The sequence below is a fragment of the Niastella populi genome (genome assembly GCF_002078015.1).
In the GTDB taxonomy this organism is placed as follows: Bacteria; Bacteroidota; Bacteroidia; order Chitinophagales; family Chitinophagaceae; genus Niastella; species Niastella populi.
In genome coordinates this window covers 1-18,591 of sequence record NZ_LWBP01000211.1, presented here as the reverse complement: position 1 = coordinate 18,591, position 18,591 = coordinate 1, and the positions used below count along the sequence as shown (strand labels likewise).

Genomic DNA, 18,591 nt, shown 5'->3' with positions numbered 1-18,591 from the left:
CGTTCACCGAGTCGGTAAGGTCTTTCCAGGTACCGGCCACCCCTTTAACCTGCGCCTGTCCGCCCAGTTTACCTTCGGTACCTACCTCCAGCGCCACACGCGTTACTTCCGAGGAGAAGGAGTTCAACTGGTCAACCATCGTATTGATGGTGTTCTTCAACTCGAGGATCTCCCCTTTTACGTCAACCGTGATCTTTTTCGACAGGTCGCCCTTCGCCACCGCGGTGGTCACTTCGGCAATGTTACGTACCTGAACGGTAAGGTTACTGGCCATCTGGTTCACGGAATCGGTAAGGTCTTTCCATACCCCGCCTACACCTTTTACTTTTGCCTGGCCGCCCAGTTTACCTTCGGAACCCACTTCACGCGCCACACGGGTTACCTCCATGGAGAACAGGTTCAACTGCTTCACCATATCGTTCACTTCCTTGGCAATGGTGGCAAACTCGCCCTGCAATACGTGACCGCCGATCTCGAGCGGCATTTCCTTCGAAAGGTTTCCTTTTGCCACCGAGCTGATCACATCGGCTATTTCAATGGTGGGATGCACCAGGTCGGAGATCAGGATATTCAGCGATTCCACCCCGGTGCGCCAGGCTCCGCGGGCATTGGGCAGCTCTATACGCTGGTTCAGTTTACCCTGCTTACCAATGGTATTGCCGGCGCGGGTAAACTCCATCATCATTTTTTCATTGAGCGAAATCACTTCGTTGAGCGTATCACAGATCTTTCCGCTCAACCCCACCTGGTCGATGGGCATGCGCACACTGAAATTCCCGTTCTTCACCTGTGTTAACACATGCAGCAGTTCGCGTGAATCCAGGATCTCGCTCAACTGGCGGGCGCCGGTATCATTTTCTTCTTCGTTTATAACTTTCAGACGCTTTTTTTGGGGAGTATGTTTGCCGTTTGCCGGCACTGCAGCTGCTGTATCCTGCCGGTTCGAGCGTGTAGTACTGGGTTTTGAGCGCGCCATAATCAGGTATTTTAGAATTTACAGTTGTTATTTATTAAGCAGTTGCCAACAGCCTTGTACCGGGGCCGGCCGGTTATCTTTTGGTGTACGGCATCAGTAACCAGGCCCCACACAAAGGTGCTGTTTCCTGTGACAAACAGTGTTCCGTTTTTTTTGTAATATTTCATACGGGTTTAGCGCGTTTTTTCACATACAGTCAGGCAAAAAAGAATGTACAATATCCCCATCCAGGCCATGCAACCCCAAATTGGGAAAAGCATTACCCAAACAAATTGTTACAATCATATAGTTTGACAAAGGAACTCTCTATTTAATTACAAGGCCATTGCCATAGGCAACAGATTAGAATAGCATTAGAATGAGTAAATGCTTTAATAAAAGTCAACAGCTGAGTATTGGTAAATATTGGCGCCCTGGCCGCTATCGGGGTTAGTTTCGTTAAGTTGCGGATGCAGTTTGAAACCGGTTTTGACTGCCGCTTTATTCCGTTCTTTATCGTTTTCGGGCACTACCCAAAATACCCGCTTCACTTCAGCGCAGGAGAAGAAATAGAAAAGACAGGTGCGTAAGATCTGCACCGTTATTTCGGGTAACGCTTCAATAACGGGTATTACCGGTACATAGATCCGATAATCGCCTTCTCCGGCATCAATTGAATCTTTCAATTCATCCTGCATTACCTGGTACACTTCAAACTGGCCAATGGGCATTTCCCCGTTCAGCAGTACCATGAACGCCTGCGCATAGGTGCTTTCTGCCAGCAGAATGAAGAATACGCGTAACTGATCGATGGGCAAACGGCCCGGGTAACCTTCCGACAACCATTCGTGAATGGCGTTTATGTCGTTATCGGAACAAATACAAACGGGCCGCAGGCCGATGCGGTAACCCGGCATAAGTTCCTTTTGCAATACAATGGGTTGTTCCCTCGTTACATCGAGGGAGCGGCAAAGCAGGTTCGGGGATGAGGTTGTCATATTCAGATAAGAAAAATGATTCTTTTCAAAAAAAACCGGGGTTATGGATAAAGGTGATGTTCAGGCCAGGTGTTACGCATCATTTTACAGGCAGAACCAACGCTTCATTGGTAAAATAAACTATTTTCCGAAGGCATACGTCAAAAGCGACAAATGTTTTTTTTGAATAAAGGTCTATCAATGCACTATATCCGAACTCTTGCCAGGCACCATCCATTACGGTGAGAAACAGGAGGATCTGCATCGGATTTTGCAAATTTTTAAACCCGATTTCGTAATTGTTTGGAAGAAAATTCCCTTACCTTTAGCCGGTGCAGTCGCTTTATCTACATGCATAATAAAGCATACCGACAACTTCCCACAAGGGCCTGATATTCGTACTGCATAGCGGATCCCATACTAACGTTCAGCACAGGCGTTCGCCTGTTCGTTTATCATTTACAGTAATATGCCCCCATGTACTAATACAGTTAACCTGTTTAGGGTGTATGTTATTGTCAGCTACAGGCGCGGCGTAAACAGATCATTATGTGAAAACGGCCCATTAAATCACTGGCAGGTATGCAAATAAAATTGATTGAAGATAATAATAAAGAGCTGGCGTTCACCGATCAACTTTCCCATGCACTGGATGATTACCTGGTTCAGGGCGCATCATCTGTTTGTACATCGGGCAATTTCGGCCATGTTTTGTTTCAGCAATTTCAAAGCAACGGTATCATCATCAGGTTACAACATTTTTTGCTGAACCGCAGTTGCACGTTTACCATGCAGGACGATGATCCAATGCTGAAGCTTCGTTTTCATCTCACTAACCATATACAATACCACATAGAGGGGTTGGGCAACCTGGTGTTTTATGAACAGGGATATAATTTATTGTATATCCCTTTCCAAAACTACAGGCTGAACTTTCTGCATGCGGGTGTTTATTTTACGATCGACGTTCATTACCCGGTATATACTTTAAGCCAAAAGTTACCACCTTTAGTTCTGATGAATGATTTTCAGAAAAAAGTTATTCACCAGCAACCGGCCATGCTGGCGCCCGTTAACCAGGTAACCAGCCGTACCCTGCTCACACAGGTACAGCAATTGATACAGGCTGCCAAACGTTCACCCGCATCCATCCATTCCAAATCGATGACCCTGCTCACGCTTTGCCTCGAAAACATTTCGGAACACCCGGTTTGGGACCCGGTGAGTTTGTCGATGCCGGAAGCCCAGGCCATTTACATGGCCCGCACCCGAATGGAAGCGGACATTAAAACGGAATGGACGTTAAAGGAACTCACCCGGCTGACAGGGTTGAACGATTACAAATTGAAAACCGGCTTTCAGCAGTTGTACCATAGCAGCCCGGCCGATTATTTACGCGATATTAGAATGGAAAAGGCGTGGCATTTGTTATCGGGAAAAAAATATACGGTATCGCAGGTAGCCGAAGAAGTTGGTTATACCAATTTAAGTGCTTTCTCAAAAGCTTTTAAAAAGTATTACAATATAACGGCAAGGGAAAGAAGTAAGGAGAATGGAGATTGAAATGAGAAATGGAAGGCAATACAAATGTTGAATATCGAATGTTGAATATTGAATGTTGAAGTGGAATACGGGGAAATGACGGGTTGACGGGTTAACTGGTTGATAGGGGTGATAAAGTTGATAAAGGAAAGGCAAAACCATTGATGTAGAATGTAAGCTGTATTTATTTTTTTATTTGCTTGCAGCTTATGGCTTACAGCGTTTTCACGATTGACTGCGTGCCGATGAAGTCGGGGATTGCCGTTTGCCGATTCACGATTCATGTTTGCCGCCTACCCACCTTTATCTTTTTCAAAAAAATAAATATTGCGTTTTTGCTTTTTTGGCAAAATATTTATGGTGGGGAAATTTGGAAACAGTATGTAAGTATCAGTAACTTTATAAAAGCGTTGTGTCAGGTGATGATCATAGTTATAATGATATAAACCAATATTCCAATCCGTCGCTATCCAAAGCCGCCATCATCTGCTCCTGAGGTTGTCAGCTTTCAGGAACAACGCAAAAATCATCGTCTACATTTCATAAGATAAGGTTTATCATGGTGTTGGTTGATTAGTGTAACACTTCCTGCGCTGGTAGTGCATACATATTCTGATTGCCGGATACGGGTTAAGCCAATGCAAACTATTGTGAGGGTCTGCATGGCTACTCATAACACTCGCTCCTATCGAACATTATCATCCGGTCAATTGAATATGATCCACTGCCGGCGCATTTTTTTTGGTCAATGGTGAATGGGCTATGGGCTATGGGCTCGCGCACTTTACAGATCATTTCGCCGCCCGAACTTCAAGTCGGTTGCCGATGGCTAACGCAAACCACGCTGCCGTTTGCCGATTGACAATTCCCCTACTGATTTCATGGTAAAACGATTATCCTGTTCTGCTGCATTCTTAAGCGAACGCCTTCATACTCCAGCACCTTAATTACCGAGGAAAGATTTTCTTTTAATGGAAGCGTACCTGTAAACGTATAGGCAGGCGTTTGTCCTTCGTAACTTACTTCGATATTATACCAGCGGGAGATAATACGCATAATAGACCTGATATCGGCGTCCTCGAGGTGAATCATCCCGTCTTTCCAACCCGACACTTCTTCCACGTCTTCGAGGTTCACTATTGAAATGGGATCTTTTCCGGCAATAACGTTATGCGGTATCCGCGCCTGTTGGCCCGGCGATAACACCTTAAAGTCGCTTTGCTCACCAGCCTGCAGTTGTAATGCGGCAATCTTAACTTTCCCTTTCAACAAAGTAGTTCTGATATCGGCTTCATCATTATACGCACTGATATTGAAACTGGTGCCCAATACTTCCAATATTTCCCCTGCTCCACCGCGCCGTGGCGGAATCATAACTTTAAAGGGCCATTTCTTATTTCCGGCGGCCACTTCAAAAAATGCTTCACCCGTAACTATAACGCGCCGCTCCGTTGTTGAAAAATGAGCGGGATATTTTATCGATGAGGCGGCATTAAGCCAAACCTTACTTCCATCGGGCAACTGCAGGCTGTATCGTCCGCCACGGGGTGTTGTCAATGTATTCCATACTACATCATTATCGTTGACGGCGGCAGTACCAGCATGCTCATATTTCAATTCTCCATCCTTCACCTTCAATACATTTGTACCGCCTTCCTTTGCCAGGTTGCCATTGGCGGCACCGGCCAGCTCTATTGCGGTGCCATTCGACAATGTGAGCGTTGCTCTATTTCCACCGGGCTTTACATCAACGACATACGGTAAGTGTTTTTCATTTGTGGGTTCAGGCAAATGCCCGGGCTTCCAGTATTGCCATGTAATGGCGCCAGCCACCAGCAATACGGCCGCGGCAGCAGCATATGCATACCACCTGCGATAAAAAGGAACCGTTTTGTTTACCTGGGGAATCTGGGCGCTGATCTTTTGCCACCAGCCATCCATATCAACCTGTTTCATGGCCTGCAGATCGGCCAGTAATTGTTCGCCGTCATTTATTTGTTCGGCCACCCGGGCATGAGAAGGATGGGCAGCTTTCCAGCTTTCGAGGTATTCCAATTCCACTTCGGTTATTTCCTGCCGTAACTGCTTCAGCAGCAACGCAGCAATATAATCCGCATCTTCCATTCCCGATAAATTTAGTTCAGTGTCCATAAATGCAATAAGCTGGTAAATTATAGAAACACTATTATCAGGTAATACCTTTATACAAAGTGTACAATTTTGCCTTCAATTCAAAACCGGCAAATTTCGACCTCACCGGGGAAACGGCAAACGTGAACCGGCAATCGGCAATTCCCGACTACATTGGGGAAACGTGAAAACGCTGCAAGCCATAAGCTGTTAGCTGCAGGCAAATACAAATACAGCTTAAATTCCACATCACCGGTTTTTGCCTTTCCTTTATCAACGTTATCACCCCTGTCAACTTGCTAACTCGTCAACCAGTCAACTCGTCAACCCATCATCTGCCATCACCAGAAAACATAACAATACCGATAGCAATCCTCTCTTCAGCAAATTGGTGCGTATCAGTTGAATGGCTTTGGCGCGCTGCACCCAAACCGTATTGATCGAGATGCCTAGCATTCCGGCTATATCATCGGCCGACCGCCGTTCATAATAGATCAGTTTAAATATTTCCTTACAGCGATTGGGCAGCTGTTCAATTTCGGCCTCCACTTCACGCAGCACTTCTGCATGAACCATATAACTTAACGCATGTTCATCGGTTTTATCCTGCAACCGGTTCATTTCCTTTTTTTCAGCATGTTGCCGTTGCGTGTAGCGCAAATAATTCAAACAGGCATTGCGGGTAGTGATGTATAGAAAAGCTTTAATATTAGGCAGGGTATCGAACGAGTCATGACGATGCAGCAGTTTCACAAAACTATCGGCGGCAATGTCTTCACCTTCTCCGTCATTGTCGACCAATCGTTTTGCAAAAAAGCAGAGGCTCGGAAAAAACATATCATACACAGCCCTGAACGCATGCGTATCACCTCTCTTAAATTCCTGTAAAAGAGACTTATCCTGAAAATTATGTTTCATTCCTCAATGCTTGTCCCCGCGCTACCTTCGGCCGCAGTAGGCTTGCCGCAGGCGATGCCGGGGTGGCTGTAATTTATTTGCGGTTGTAAAAATTCCCCCCTGATCATAACTAACCGACGAATATCGAATATTAAAGCAAATGTCCAAAATAAGTTTGGTAAAAATGCCCCCCGGGTTCAACCCGGCGGTAATAACCTGTATATATAAGTTATTTTACCTAACCATTTGAATTTGCCAATTGCTTATTGCCTATTGTCTATTATATTGTGGCGCCATCTTCATTCAACACCAATCATTATATCTTTTTATTACATTTAATGAAATGATTCCCTTACAGCGATATGCAGGAGCCTGAACAATTATACCGGTTATACCAGGAGGCATTTTACAAATATTACGAACCGCTTTGCAGGTATGCTTTTACCATTGTAAAAGAAGCGCATAGCTGTGAGGACATTGTTCAGGAAACATTTTTGCGGGTATGGGAGAAAAAACAAAACCTCATAGGCTCCGAAGAGCTTACCTGGTATCTCTACACCGCCATCCGCAATAACTGCCTCACCTTTCTCGATAAAAGACAAAAGACCGTATTAGGCGAGTTCAGCGGCCGCGAAATCATTGAAACACCCGGTGAACGGCCTGCTGTCAAAGCAAAAGAAACGGATTACGAAACGCTTTTGAAAGCCGCCCTCGAAAATCTTCCGCCCAGATGCCGCGAAGTGTTCATGCTGAGCCGGGTCAGCAACCTCACCTATAAACAGATCAGCGACACCCTGGGCATTTCTATCAAAACTGTTGAAAACCAAATGGGCAAGGCGCTGAAGATCCTGAGGGCCTATATCAGGCAAAAACAGGAAATTCCTGCCATTGTGAGCATATTTTTTATGATTTTGCCGTCATAAGTAGGGGTATACTTCAATTTAAAGTTTTTATTCAGGATATAACCATGAGCCAATACGACCATATAATAACCCTTATCGCCAAACAACTGCAAGGACTGGCAACACCGCAGGAAGCTGAGGAGCTGCAGCAATGGCTGCAATCGGATGCCAGCCGGCGCCAGGAATATGACGATATGGTGCTGATCTGGCAAAAAAGCGGCCCTTTAATCGCCAATGATCCCCAGTTCAATACAGAGGTAGCCTGGGTAAAACTGGATGACCGTATCGCTCAAACAAGTGCACTGCCCAAAGCGCCCTATCGTAATAAAATTTCCTTCCTGTTACCGGGCGCCCGAAAAGCAGCCGCTGCCATAGCCATACTTGCGGTGATTGCCTTCGGTGGCAACTGGTGGTATAAACAGGCTCAATGGCAAAATTTTGCCGCAACAAATACCAACGAAACGATTATCCTGCCCGACCACTCGATAGTACTGGTGCGCAAAGGCAGTTCTATAAAATACCCAAGAACTTTCGATGTAAAAGAACGCCGGGTTCAATTGTCGGGCGAGGCCTTTTTCACCGTTCAGCATAATGAAGCCCTGCCCTTTCTGGTAATAACCGATAACGCGGAAGTGAAAGTGCTGGGCACCACTTTCCTGGTAAACTCAAACGCGGCCACCGATGAAATAGTGGTAGTAACCGGAAAAGTGAACGTAACAGACAAAAAAAGCGGCAACAACCAGATCATATTGACAAAAGGCCAGCGCGCCAGATTAGCGAACGAACGTTTTTACCAGGACCAGGTTGCCGATTCCAACTTTATTGCCTGGGAAACCGGTCAGCTGAAATTTAATAATACCCCCTTACAAAAAGTGCTGGAAGACCTTTCTCACAATTACGGCGCCCGGGTTGAACTGGCCCCGGAGCTGCAAAATGCAGGCATTCAGGTAACCGTTGAATTTAAACAGCAACCCCTCGGGCAGGCACTGGAAGAGATCAGGCTGATCACCGGCCTGCAACTGAAAAAAGTAAACGATAAAACGGTATTTTATCGAAATTAAATGAGTTCTTTGTACGTACCTGGCATATTAAAACCAGGTGAATCGCGGGCTATAGCTTGTGAGTTATAGCATGAAAGGACTGTTTTGCATATTGGGAATGCTGTTATGTAATGTATTGACCCATGCTCAACGGGTTGGTTCATTTACGCGTCCCTATGTTCCCTCATTTTACAAAGGTTCTATTCGCGCTTTTCTCGAAGACATCAATCAGCACAGCCCAATAACCATTGAATATGCATCCAATTCTTTAGATACCGGCAAGGTGATCATGCTGTCAGGTTCACCCGAAACCATTGGCGCGGTACTACGGCAGGTATTGCGCGATCAAAAGGTAAACCTGCTCGAGAAAAACAATAAACTCATCATTACCCCCTCTCCCGTACCCATCTCCACTGATATCTTTATAACCTGGCATTCCGTTTACGGCATCATTAAAGAGAACGTCAGCGGCGAGCCCCTGGCCGATGCCACCGTATGGCATCCGGCACGGCAGCGCGGCAGCTATTCAAACAACCATGGTTATTTTACTTTACAACTTCCCGAAGGCAACAATGTATTGTTCCTCAGCTACGCCGGCTATGAAACCCACCGGCTGGAAGTAAACCTGAAGGCAAACACCCGCATGGATGTTTACCTCACGCCCAAAAGCAATATCGAAGAAGTGACGGTAACTTCATCGCCCCAGGTGCCCGAAGCCGATGAGAACAAAGCCGCCAAAGAAGCCAATTCATATGATGTTATCCTTGGCGAAAGCGATGCGCTTCGCTCCTTTTACCTCGATCCCGGCGTAAAGAATATTCCGGAGCTTACGTACGGCATGTTGGTACGCGGGGGCAGTCCCGACCAGAATGTATTCCTGCTCGATGGCAATACTATTTTCAATCCCACCCACCTGCTGGGCGCGCTGAGCATTGTAAATAAAACATCGCTGAAATCGATGTACCTGTACAAAAAGAATTTTCCCGCCCGGTTCGGCGGCGGGCTTTCATCGGTTATCGATGTAATGACGAAAGACGGCAATATGCAAAAGTGGCAGGGTGAAGCCAATGCCGGGCTGCTTGCAGGTTCATTCACGCTGGAGGGACCAATAAAAAAAGACCGCTCTTCGCTGATGGTTTCCTTCCGCCATAGCTGGATCAACCCGGTCCTGCGCCTGTTGAAATCGGGTATCGGGGTAATTTTTTACGACCTGCATATCAAGTACACGCAATGGCTGGGCAAAAAAGATAAGATCATGGTGAACGCCTATGCCGGTAACGATGAATTGCAATTGCATCAGAACTATACCAACAACAAACAACGCTGGGGCAATAAGGCGGCTACCATTAACTGGAACCGCGTGGTAAGCGCAAAGGCATTCATCAACTCTTCGGTAAATATCAGCAATTACGATAACCTCGCCGGCTTCAGGTATAATTTGTACGACAGTACCGGCCGGCTGGTGCAGAACCGGGTGTACAACACGTATTCATCCATCAGGCAATACAATGCGCGCACTGTACTGGAGATCGCGGCAAACAATAACTTCCGCATCAATGTAGGCGGTAAAGCGGCGTATACCCGTATACGCCCGTTCGATTCAAACGTATCGGCCGAATTCATCGACCGCCCGGGCGACTTCAATGCATTCCCGCCATTGACGTTCGGCGAAATGGTGTTGTTCTACGAAAATGAGATCCGGCCGCACAAACAGCTCTATATACGGCCGGGTTTGCATGTTTCCTTCTACAAACACAATGATTTCAAATACACATCGTGGCAGCCACGCCTGTATGCCGTGTATAAACTCAACCACCGTAACCAGCTCGATTTTTCGTACAATCACATGGCGCAGTACCTGCACCTGGTAACCAACCCGTATATGGGCATCAACAGCGATGCCTGGGTGCCCAGTACCGGCATACTGCATCCGGAAGAAAGCGATATGGTGAACCTCGGTTATAGTTACCGGAATGGTAAGAAGCTGATCGTACAGGCCGATGTGTATTATAAGCAAATGCGCAACGTAACCAATTACGCCGAAGGCAAAAACCTGTTCCTGAATACGGCCGACTGGGGGCAGAGCGTACAATTGGGCAGGGGCTGGAGTTACGGACTGGAAACAAAGGCCGACCGTGTTACCGACAAATGGTATCTGCATTTAAGCTATACGCTGTCATGGAACTGGCGGCGTTTTTCCCAACTGAACAATGGCGCTAAATTTCCATTCAAATACGACCGCCGTCACGAGATCAATGCAGCGGCCACCTGGAAGCAAAATGACCACTGGAGTTTTTCTTCGTACTGGACATTCTCTACCGGTGATGTATACAGTTTACCCAACCAGGTGTACCCCGACTTCGACGATGCGCAACAGATCAGCGACCCGCTGGCGCCAAAAGAATACCGGCTCATCTATCATTCATCCATTGCGCGGATGTACCGTACCTTACCTTATCACCGGCTCGATGTTTCAGCCAGCTATTACCATTCACCGGCAAAAGGTTTACAATCAAAATTAACGGGCGGCATTTATAATATTTACGGTTCGCCCAGCCAGTATGTTTATGACCTGGAAGGAACCCTGGGCAAACGATCACTGGTGGTTACTACCAGGTACCAGTTCTTTAAGGTAACACCTTATATATCGTATACCGTATCGTTTTAAAACACATGCAAAAAAACCAAACGACATATAATTTTTTCATCAACAGCCTTTGGGCAATGCTTTTACTGGTGGTTTGTGCCATCAGCGCCTGCAAAAAGAATTTATCGGGCGATTCGTTCGAAGACGATAAACTGGTTGTACTGGCAGAAATTACAGCGGGCGATTCGGTCAAAATCCCCATTGGCAAAACCATAAAAGTAGAGAACGGCAACCTGATCAGATTTGAAAAAGTAAACGATGCAACGGTTACGCTTACAGAAACCAATGCCATGAGCTGGGTGCTGACGCCGAACTATAGCCAGCAATACGCCAACAACCCCACATCGGTATTTACCAATAAAAAAAGGTTCAAGTCAAATACCACTTATAAGATAGAGATCAATCACCCCACCCTGGGTTTGGTAAAAGCGATGACACATATTCCTGTATTACCCCGGCTGCTGGGTGTTGATACCGGCTCTACCCGGCATAACAACAAGGAAGTATTTGCAGCCAATATTACCTGGAAAGACTCGCTGAACCATGAAGAATTTTACATCATTGAAGCGGTAAAGGAAAAGGTGAAGAACAATCATTTTTATTTTTACCAGGGCAGGCGGTACAGTTATGATACACCACAGGGCAGGGAATTTTATGAAACCATCAAGAACACACCCGGTATAAAGATCTTAACCGATACCGTTGGGCTTGGTAAGTTTACGCGGCTGAATTTGTATACGGAAGATGGCAATTCGGAAAATGCACGCATAGATAAACTCACCAATCCGTTCCGGCGCATTTTCTTTTCAGACCCGGTATTCAACGGTGGAAACTATACAACGCGCGTATACATCGACAAACACTTCTTTACCGATCCCGGGCAAAAAGGCCGCATCAGGCTGCAGTTGAAATCGGTAAGCAAAGAGCTTTACAATTATTTGAAACTGTACGAAAAGTACAAGACCGATTTTGGGTCGGTGCCTACCAGTCAATTGATCTCGCCATCGGGCAATTTAGTGAATGGGTTGGGAATTTTTGGCGGAAGCGCCAGGCGCGAGCGGATCTACTATTTTGACATCCTGTTGTAAGCTGGTGCTTTGGGTTCACCAGGTAGCTTCTTAGTTGTTCAGTTATTCAGTTATTCAGTTGTTCAGTTGTTCAGTTAATAAGTTTTATCCATTTTTTCATTTTCTTCCGGATTTTATTTTCATGAAATTTTTCCTATTTTGTCCGGTCGAACAGCCGGAGGCGTTATAACAACCCCTAAAAACAATAAAACCCAACCTTATGAATCACGAACAGGAGTATGCCGAATACGTTCGGAAAGAAGAGGCCGAAAGAAAAGAAAAAACAGGCAAACGGAAAGCCTGGATCATTTTAATATCATTGGTTGTTGTGGTAGGCACCTGCAATACGCTTATCAGGAACCATGAGAAGCAAAAAATACTAACCAAACCCCAGATCGGCGATTATTTTGTTTTCACCTTTAAGAAATATGACCGGCCGTACAAGTTGAAAGCCATACAGGGTGATAGCATGGAGTTTTTTGTGCCCATGTATGCAACGAGCGATTTCAGGGACGATAAGTCGGAAAGCAAGGTACATGAGCTGGAAAAAAGCGGAAAGATGTATACGCCGCTTTATACTATTTATATCAGCACGGCGGAGGTAGAAAAATTGCGCAACAATGAAGATGCCACCATCGTACTCGATGGCGAGGAAGCGCATTTGAAGACCGTGTATGGAAAAGCGCGTTAAGGTTTAGCTTCATGATCATGCCGTGTTTGCACATGCCCGGCGCGGCCTGATCACTCAGCTATGATGATACTTTTCATTACGCAGAATGGTGCAGGCGCGGTATAATTGTTCGGCGAGGATCAGTCGAACCAGTTGGTGCGGAAAAACCAGTTTGCTGAGCGACCATTTTGCATTGGCCCTTTTTACCACAGATTCATCAACGCCATACGCTCCCCCTATCAGGAAAACAAGTGTTTTAACGCTTTCGTTGGCGCGTGCTTGTAAAAATTCAGCGAGCTGTGGAGAAGTGAATGATTGGCCGCGCTCATCGAGCAAGATCAGGTAATCTTCTTTTTTAAGCCATTCGAGAATGGTTTCGCCTTCCTTTTTTTTCAGGTCCATTTCACTGAGCATACCGGCGTTTTTAGGCACGGGAATAAGGTTCCATTCTACGGGAAAGTATTTTGAAAGGCGGCGGGTAAACTCTTCTACCCCCTCCTTCACATAGGATTCGTGGTTTTTACCGATTGACCATAATTGAATTTTCATAACAATGGTTGAAAATAAAGCAAATAGGACAATAAAAATACCTCTGCAAGTTAACCATTGTCAGCAGGAAAAAGAAAAAGAAGGTTAACGTATGCCTATGACACAACGTTCACCAAACAAGATATCCCTTGTTTTCCTTAATGTTTATTTTTTGGTGTGAAATTCAGCGGTTTCGTCGATCACCGTTTTTAATTTCCCTTTATAATCTTCTATTTGTTCTTTCGCAAATGAGATTATTTCTTTCTGTGCCATGTTAAGCTCACGGGTCAATGCCAACTCTTTTTGCAGCAGCTTATTCTCTTCAGACAGTTTTTGCATCTGATCAGAATAACAGAGAACCTTATTGTTCAAAAGAGCAATTTCATCATCCCGCAAACTTTTCAGTGGCTCTTCAGCATAAAAGAAACTGAAGAAATCTTTTTTAAGCGCGGCGGAAATAGTAATAAGCAGATCAATAGACATGGTAGCACGGTCATAGATATCCGGAATTGTCTTTTCGTTCCGGTGTATCAAAGCACCGAACTCCTTATAAGTAAGTCTCTTTGATTCTACTTCTTTTTGTATTAGTTTGCCAATATGAATGGCCATTTACAAATATTAAAAAGTTCTGCAATAGACCGGCTTATCAACGGATCAAATGACAAGGCGGTCAATCCGGAGTAAATTATATGTTACTCCCAATAAATTCCATGCAGAGTTGTTGATATTTGTAACGGCTGTACTAATTAAATAATGAGGTAGCCTCGTTTCGCTGTTTTTGGGGCTTCTCCTTAATTGTAAAACCAGAGATGTAAATTCTACCGGATCTGGTTATGATCAACCTTTTCATAACGATTTCACGTTCAGTTGAGCCATTTGAAGATAGTACAAAGAACGAGAAGAGTTTTTCAAATAATTGCATAATACAATTTTTATGTTTAAGTGATAATTGAACCAGGAGAGTGAGTATCGCAATTATTGACAATCCTATTTGAACGAGATCATCTAAAAACAGATAAGATGCAAAAGTTATGCAGCCCGGGTGATGCTGAATCCACAGCGAATGTAGTTAATTCCTTAATTTAAGGATAATAAATTCAGCTATTTTTTATGGGATATTACCCGATCTTAGGTTGCGCTTAACTGTTTTTTTACAGCATAACGCCACAGCATAATTGCTAATCAATTTTTATTGTAGCTGGGCTATGATTTAGAACTAATTGCAAAATTACTGTACAATGAAGTTGCACTAATTTTATACTGCACGTAATTTTACAGCTATCATTTAACAATACGTAGATTTTATAAAGCATCACAATACTCATAAATTCAGAACAGTTTTCCAGATAGCCATTAAGATGCAATAAGATTCTCAAAAAGCAATCCCTGGTTTATTTTTCTTTGTAGGTAATTGGGCCGGCTTTGATATAAACCTTTTTGGGCAAACCGGGACTGTATTTTTAGTGGGAAAGCATCAAGGCCGGGGATTTGATAGTTCATACCCTGCACCAATTATTTCTAAAGGCATTTCACTGGGCGGTGCAAGGGGAATATTTTTAATAATTTTATTAATTTCTTTTTGGAGCGAATTACAAATATGTATATTTTTGCCGCCCATTCACGGAAATGAGCTGAAAAAGTTCTTCCAAAAATGAGAAAAGGCCCTGTAGCTCAATTGAATAGAGCATTTGACTACGGATCAAAAGGTTTCAGGTTTGAATCCTGACAGGGTCACCAGACAGGACAAGACGGATTTTTTCCTCTTGTCCTGTTTCTTTTTTAGCCTGGAACCCTCCCCCAGACTGTATATCAGCGATACGGCTTCATTCAGCCGGGCGGTTCGAACTCCAAATCCGTCAATCGTCAAATTTTCGGGGTACATCGAACCAATTATTTCCCGCTTCTTTACAATGTCACCGTTTTTGTTGATTTTTTGAAAAAGAACTATCCGGATAACAATGTAGCAGAAACGCTAAAAGCAATCGAAATGTGTGTCTCTAAAAAAAGTTAATTAATATTATTTTATCGCAGACAGCCCTTGTAATAAATGTGGTAAAATGTAATTGGAGGCCTTATTGACCTCCAATTAAAGATTTCTTGCATTAATTGCAAATAACACATCATTATCTTAAGAACAAATTTCCATGCCAGGGAAATTCTGGTCCACGAAAAATCGTCAAATACAGTACAATCACTATAATATCAGCAAGAAGTACTCCCATAAAAATTTGCTTCCCAAGTGGCTTATTTAATTTGCGAACCTCTACTATATAGATAAATGATAAAAACACTCCTATTAAAAACATAACTCCCAAAGAGAATACATCACCCAATCCGTATCCAAAACTAATATATCCATAAACATTTAAAAGAATTATACTTACCGTCAAAAGAACATATATTGAAAAACAGATATCAAATTTACGATTCAATTTATTACTCATACCCTTAACTTTTTTTAGCAGGCGCTGCTTTCAATCGATTCCTTCATCCTTAATTGATGTTATGTGTAACCAGGCTTCACCAATTTCACCGAAGTACATCATCCCCCCACAAAAATTAACTTCAGAGAAATAGCCAACCCCTACCAGGTCATTTACGAATTGTTTGATTTTGTTCACCTGCCCAGGATTCGGGAACTGCTATGGGAGTTTTTTTAAAACAACAGTTATCGGCAATTATACCCATGACTTACATAGAAGGGATCGTGAACTGCTGATGACGGTGTATGAAAAAATTGAAAAATTAGTAAAAGCCGCCCATATCATCAATGAAAAACAAAAAGAATCAAAAAAGCCCGTTTTTGAAACGTACCCTTATTCTGCCGACAATATTAATACAGTTAACCTGACCAGACTTGGTGAATCTTACCACGTTGAAATTGTCTTGCAGGAAAAAATTAAGACGATGGTAGAAACCATTATCCGCATAACCAACGCGGAGAAGTTGTTCTGGTCAGGTTTTACCATAAATAGCAGGAATCGGCCCCAATTTGATTTTGTGGTGCTTTTACCTCCCAATGCTAAATACTCCTACAGCGATTACCTAACACAGGTGCAGTCTAAATGTAGTGAAATTGGTTCCGTTTTGATTTAGTGCAATAAAATCAATGAAGTATATAAACGCATAAGGGAGCGCCATATTTTTTATTCCGCTGCCTGTACAGATGCCTTGAAAGTGTATGACAACAAGCGATTGCCACTACCTGAAAATGCCATCTTTGATATTGCTACACTAAAAGTGAAAGCGCGAAACATTTTTGATGATGCATTTTATAAAGTGAATTCTTATCTTGATGGCGCAGAATACTTTACCACCAGCAACCAATATAAACAGGCTGCATTTTTACTGCACCAGGCAACCGAACATGCTCTGCGAGCATTATTGTCTTCTCTTACAGCTATGAACAGTTACGGACAAACTTGAAATCGTTGATAAGACATTCCTGCTTCTGCGCACCTGATCTGGATACAATTTTCCCTAAAAACACGGACAAAGAAAAGGAGTTATTTAATTTGTTGAATGCTGCCTATGTTGACGCAAGGTATAGTCCAAATTATGAAATTAGCCAGGAACAGGTAATGTTGTTACTTGACCGGGTTAACTCTCTACTTACACAAACAGAGCAATCTTTTGAGGGAAGCTTGAAAAAGTCTGAGAGCCTGACAGATAAATATAAATAGTCCAATTCGCATATTTTAGGCAGGTAGCTTAAAAGAATAGTTTACATTTCTTTATTGTGGAAAAATAACGTATAATAGCGGTAATCCGAAGGTCATAGATAATTTTTACATGCTAACATTAATCGATAAAATAAATCAGATTGAATTTCATGGTAGAGGGTACGAATTGCTGGACGTATTAGACGCATTGTATAATATAGTTTCCAAAAACCTGGGGGAGAACGAGAAAGTTATGTTACGTTACGACCTGGACCACTATTACCATGAAAAAGGCAGGTGGCTTGTTCACAAAACATTTGCTGGTGGTATAATCTTTCTTAGAGAACCAGAGGTTATCAACAAAATCAAAATTCAATTTCACTCCGATTCAAATGAAGCAGGAGCTACAGTTGAATATGCTTCTGAAAAAAGAAATGCTCGCAATATTAAGTATAAACCAACTGCCGGGCAAATCGAGAGCATGACATGGAGTATGGAACACATCTTTCCAAATTTTATTAAGCATAGTAAAAATATCAAAGTCATACTAATGGCTATTATAGGAAAAATCAGTAAACACATTTGTGAAAGCTATAAGAAAGACAGTTGGTTTATGCAATTTGAAAAACCTTTTGATATCGAACTTTTTTTGGACGGTGGACTAGAATTGATATACAAAGTAGAGGTAGATTAATCGAAATGGCAATAAAAGACATCATAAATAGAATTAAAACAGATAAGGCGAAGCTTGGAATAACCTTAAATGCACCAGCTTCATTCTCTGACATAGTAAAATTTGAGGAAATTTTACACATTACACTTCCAGACGATATAAAAACTTTTTATTCCTTTTCGAATGGCTTTGAATCTGACGAGGACATGTTTAGAATTATTCCTCTTGAAGAAATAGTTGATAACATGAAGGAAAGAGACACATATACAGAAAGCAATGGAGATTTTCACATTGCAGAATATATGATATATTGCGATATGTGGACACTGCATGTAGATTCGAATGACTCAAATCAATATAATATTTACAACAAAACAGTGAATACTATCGTATTGACAAATTCATTTTCAGAGTTTTTGACTGTTTTTATGAATTATGGCGTTTTTGAAGGATTGTATACATGGAGAGAAAATCTAGAAAATAAAACCAAATAAAACTTCTGCTTCTAAAGCCATGACGATTACATACACGAAACATTTAAGCAATTGCTAACAGAATATAGCCTGCCTAAATATTTTTCATTTTCATTTGCTTTGCCAGCAGAAGTTCAAAGTATTCTTGATACTCCGTTGACAACTGTAAAACGAGAACTGACTTGAACTATGAGCGATGAACCATTAATAATTAGACAATCTAAGAAAAAGCAATGGCGCTTTGTTATATTGACCGGCCTTATGATTCTTTGGTATTTTATTGGGCCCTACGAAAAGATAAGAAATAACGTATAATAGCGTTAATCCCGAACGCCATAGGTAATTTTCACATGCTAACATTACTCGATAAAACAAATCAGATTAAATTTCCTTAAGTAGAACAACCAAAAAACTAACAGCAATAAATT

Annotated in this window: 17 protein-coding genes and 1 tRNA gene; 11 read left to right on the top strand and 7 right to left on the bottom strand. The window is 43.0% G+C overall.

The window, feature by feature from the left end; all coding sequences use genetic code 11:
- Both A4R26_RS27075 and A4R26_RS27070 read right to left on the bottom strand, forming a co-directional pair.
- The coding region (locus A4R26_RS27075) for a HAMP domain-containing protein (protein WP_165760426.1) at nucleotides 1–976 on the bottom strand (976 nt) is incomplete at its 3' end.
- A 371-nt stretch (nucleotides 977–1,347) separates the two neighbouring features.
- Nucleotides 1,348–1,953, bottom strand: a complete 606-nt coding sequence (locus tag A4R26_RS27070) for a GNAT family N-acetyltransferase (RefSeq protein WP_081169669.1) — start codon at nucleotides 1,951–1,953, stop codon at nucleotides 1,348–1,350.
- Between the two features lie 561 nt (nucleotides 1,954–2,514).
- Between A4R26_RS27070 and A4R26_RS27065 the strand changes: the two genes are divergently transcribed.
- Nucleotides 2,515–3,495: a helix-turn-helix transcriptional regulator gene (locus tag A4R26_RS27065; protein ID WP_081169668.1), complete on the top strand. Its 981-nt coding sequence runs from the start codon at nucleotides 2,515–2,517 to the stop codon at nucleotides 3,493–3,495.
- An 858-nt stretch (nucleotides 3,496–4,353) separates the two neighbouring features.
- Here the strand turns inward: A4R26_RS27065 and A4R26_RS27060 are convergent.
- Nucleotides 4,354–5,625, bottom strand: coding sequence for a FecR family protein (locus tag A4R26_RS27060; RefSeq protein ID WP_081169667.1), 1,272 nt, complete (start codon nucleotides 5,623–5,625; stop codon nucleotides 4,354–4,356).
- A 294-nt stretch (nucleotides 5,626–5,919) separates the two neighbouring features.
- Nucleotides 5,920–6,522, bottom strand: a complete 603-nt coding sequence (locus A4R26_RS27055) for an RNA polymerase sigma factor (protein WP_081169666.1) — start codon at nucleotides 6,520–6,522, stop codon at nucleotides 5,920–5,922.
- Between the two features lie 341 nt (nucleotides 6,523–6,863).
- Here A4R26_RS27055 and A4R26_RS27050 point away from each other — a divergent pair, with 341 nt between their 5' ends.
- The 5 genes from A4R26_RS27050 to A4R26_RS27030 all read left to right on the top strand — a co-directional run bounded on the left by A4R26_RS27050 (nucleotide 6,864) and on the right by A4R26_RS27030 (nucleotide 12,848).
- Complete coding sequence (locus tag A4R26_RS27050; protein WP_081169665.1) at nucleotides 6,864–7,424, top strand: RNA polymerase sigma-70 factor; 561 nt, start codon at nucleotides 6,864–6,866, stop codon at nucleotides 7,422–7,424.
- Nucleotides 7,425–7,468: 44 nt separating this feature from the next.
- Nucleotides 7,469–8,464: a FecR family protein gene (locus A4R26_RS27045; protein ID WP_081169664.1), complete on the top strand. Its 996-nt coding sequence runs from the start codon at nucleotides 7,469–7,471 to the stop codon at nucleotides 8,462–8,464.
- A gap of 70 nt (nucleotides 8,465–8,534) precedes the next feature.
- A complete protein-coding gene (locus A4R26_RS27040; RefSeq protein ID WP_081169663.1) occupies nucleotides 8,535–11,111 on the top strand; it encodes a TonB-dependent receptor in 2,577 nt (858 codons plus the stop codon).
- 5 nt (nucleotides 11,112–11,116) lie between these two features.
- The gene (locus A4R26_RS27035; protein ID WP_081169662.1) at nucleotides 11,117–12,178 is read left to right on the top strand and encodes a DUF4249 domain-containing protein; all 1,062 of its coding nucleotides are present in this window, start codon (nucleotides 11,117–11,119) and stop codon (nucleotides 12,176–12,178) included.
- A 199-nt stretch (nucleotides 12,179–12,377) separates the two neighbouring features.
- The gene (locus A4R26_RS27030) at nucleotides 12,378–12,848 is read left to right on the top strand and encodes a hypothetical protein (protein ID WP_081169661.1); all 471 of its coding nucleotides are present in this window, start codon (nucleotides 12,378–12,380) and stop codon (nucleotides 12,846–12,848) included.
- 54 nt (nucleotides 12,849–12,902) lie between these two features.
- Here the strand turns inward: A4R26_RS27030 and A4R26_RS27025 are convergent, their stop codons facing one another.
- On the bottom strand, nucleotides 12,903–13,376 hold the full coding sequence (locus A4R26_RS27025) for a 23S rRNA (pseudouridine(1915)-N(3))-methyltransferase RlmH (protein WP_081169660.1): 474 nt from the start codon (nucleotides 13,374–13,376) through the stop codon (nucleotides 12,903–12,905).
- 144 nt (nucleotides 13,377–13,520) lie between these two features.
- Nucleotides 13,521–13,964: a hypothetical protein gene (locus A4R26_RS27020; protein ID WP_081169659.1), complete on the bottom strand. Its 444-nt coding sequence runs from the start codon at nucleotides 13,962–13,964 to the stop codon at nucleotides 13,521–13,523.
- Between the two features lie 1,051 nt (nucleotides 13,965–15,015).
- On the opposite strand from A4R26_RS27020, the gene A4R26_RS27010 reads away from it, so the two are divergent.
- Nucleotides 15,016–15,092: transfer RNA gene (locus A4R26_RS27010), tRNA-Arg, on the top strand.
- A 386-nt stretch (nucleotides 15,093–15,478) separates the two neighbouring features.
- Here the strand turns inward: A4R26_RS27010 and A4R26_RS27005 are convergent.
- Nucleotides 15,479–15,799 carry a hypothetical protein gene (locus A4R26_RS27005; protein WP_081169657.1) on the bottom strand — a complete coding sequence of 107 codons (321 nt, stop codon included), beginning with the start codon at nucleotides 15,797–15,799 and terminating at the stop codon, nucleotides 15,479–15,481.
- Between the two features lie 163 nt (nucleotides 15,800–15,962).
- On the opposite strand from A4R26_RS27005, the gene A4R26_RS27000 reads away from it, so the two are divergent.
- The 4 genes from A4R26_RS27000 (at nucleotide 15,963) to A4R26_RS26980 (ending at nucleotide 18,184) form a co-directional block, all read left to right on the top strand.
- Nucleotides 15,963–16,451 carry a hypothetical protein gene (locus tag A4R26_RS27000; RefSeq protein ID WP_133054793.1) on the top strand — a complete coding sequence of 163 codons (489 nt, stop codon included), beginning with the start codon at nucleotides 15,963–15,965 and terminating at the stop codon, nucleotides 16,449–16,451.
- Between the two features lie 81 nt (nucleotides 16,452–16,532).
- Nucleotides 16,533–16,781: a HEPN domain-containing protein gene (locus tag A4R26_RS26995; protein ID WP_278248449.1), complete on the top strand. Its 249-nt coding sequence runs from the start codon at nucleotides 16,533–16,535 to the stop codon at nucleotides 16,779–16,781.
- A gap of 366 nt (nucleotides 16,782–17,147) precedes the next feature.
- The gene (locus A4R26_RS26985; RefSeq protein WP_081169653.1) at nucleotides 17,148–17,711 is read left to right on the top strand and encodes a hypothetical protein; all 564 of its coding nucleotides are present in this window, start codon (nucleotides 17,148–17,150) and stop codon (nucleotides 17,709–17,711) included.
- Between the two features lie 5 nt (nucleotides 17,712–17,716).
- Nucleotides 17,717–18,184 carry an SMI1/KNR4 family protein gene (locus tag A4R26_RS26980; RefSeq protein ID WP_081169652.1) on the top strand — a complete coding sequence of 156 codons (468 nt, stop codon included), beginning with the start codon at nucleotides 17,717–17,719 and terminating at the stop codon, nucleotides 18,182–18,184.
- Nucleotides 18,185–18,591: the final 407 nt, after the last annotated feature.

Excerpts from the sequence above, each read along its gene's own strand:
- A4R26_RS27020 (WP_081169659.1), bottom strand. The coding sequence starts at position 13,964 with ATGGCCATTCATATTGGCAAACTAATACAAAAAGAAGTAGAATCAAAG.
- A4R26_RS27035 (WP_081169662.1), top strand. The coding sequence starts at position 11,117 with ATGCAAAAAAACCAAACGACATATAATTTTTTCATCAACAGCCTTTGG.
- A4R26_RS27055 (WP_081169666.1), bottom strand. The coding sequence starts at position 6,522 with ATGAAACATAATTTTCAGGATAAGTCTCTTTTACAGGAATTTAAGAGA.
- A4R26_RS26985 (WP_081169653.1), top strand. The coding sequence starts at position 17,148 with ATGCTAACATTAATCGATAAAATAAATCAGATTGAATTTCATGGTAGA.
- A4R26_RS27070 (WP_081169669.1), bottom strand. The coding sequence starts at position 1,953 with ATGACAACCTCATCCCCGAACCTGCTTTGCCGCTCCCTCGATGTAACG.
- A4R26_RS27025 (WP_081169660.1), bottom strand. The coding sequence starts at position 13,376 with ATGAAAATTCAATTATGGTCAATCGGTAAAAACCACGAATCCTATGTG.
- A4R26_RS27040 (WP_081169663.1), top strand. The coding sequence starts at position 8,535 with ATGAAAGGACTGTTTTGCATATTGGGAATGCTGTTATGTAATGTATTG.
- A4R26_RS27050 (WP_081169665.1), top strand. The coding sequence starts at position 6,864 with ATGCAGGAGCCTGAACAATTATACCGGTTATACCAGGAGGCATTTTAC.
- A4R26_RS27005 (WP_081169657.1), bottom strand. The coding sequence starts at position 15,799 with ATGAGTAATAAATTGAATCGTAAATTTGATATCTGTTTTTCAATATAT.
- A4R26_RS26980 (WP_081169652.1), top strand. The coding sequence starts at position 17,717 with ATGGCAATAAAAGACATCATAAATAGAATTAAAACAGATAAGGCGAAG.
- A4R26_RS27065 (WP_081169668.1), top strand. The coding sequence starts at position 2,515 with ATGCAAATAAAATTGATTGAAGATAATAATAAAGAGCTGGCGTTCACC.
- A4R26_RS27030 (WP_081169661.1), top strand. The coding sequence starts at position 12,378 with ATGAATCACGAACAGGAGTATGCCGAATACGTTCGGAAAGAAGAGGCC.
- A4R26_RS27045 (WP_081169664.1), top strand. The coding sequence starts at position 7,469 with ATGAGCCAATACGACCATATAATAACCCTTATCGCCAAACAACTGCAA.
- A4R26_RS27060 (WP_081169667.1), bottom strand. The coding sequence starts at position 5,625 with ATGGACACTGAACTAAATTTATCGGGAATGGAAGATGCGGATTATATT.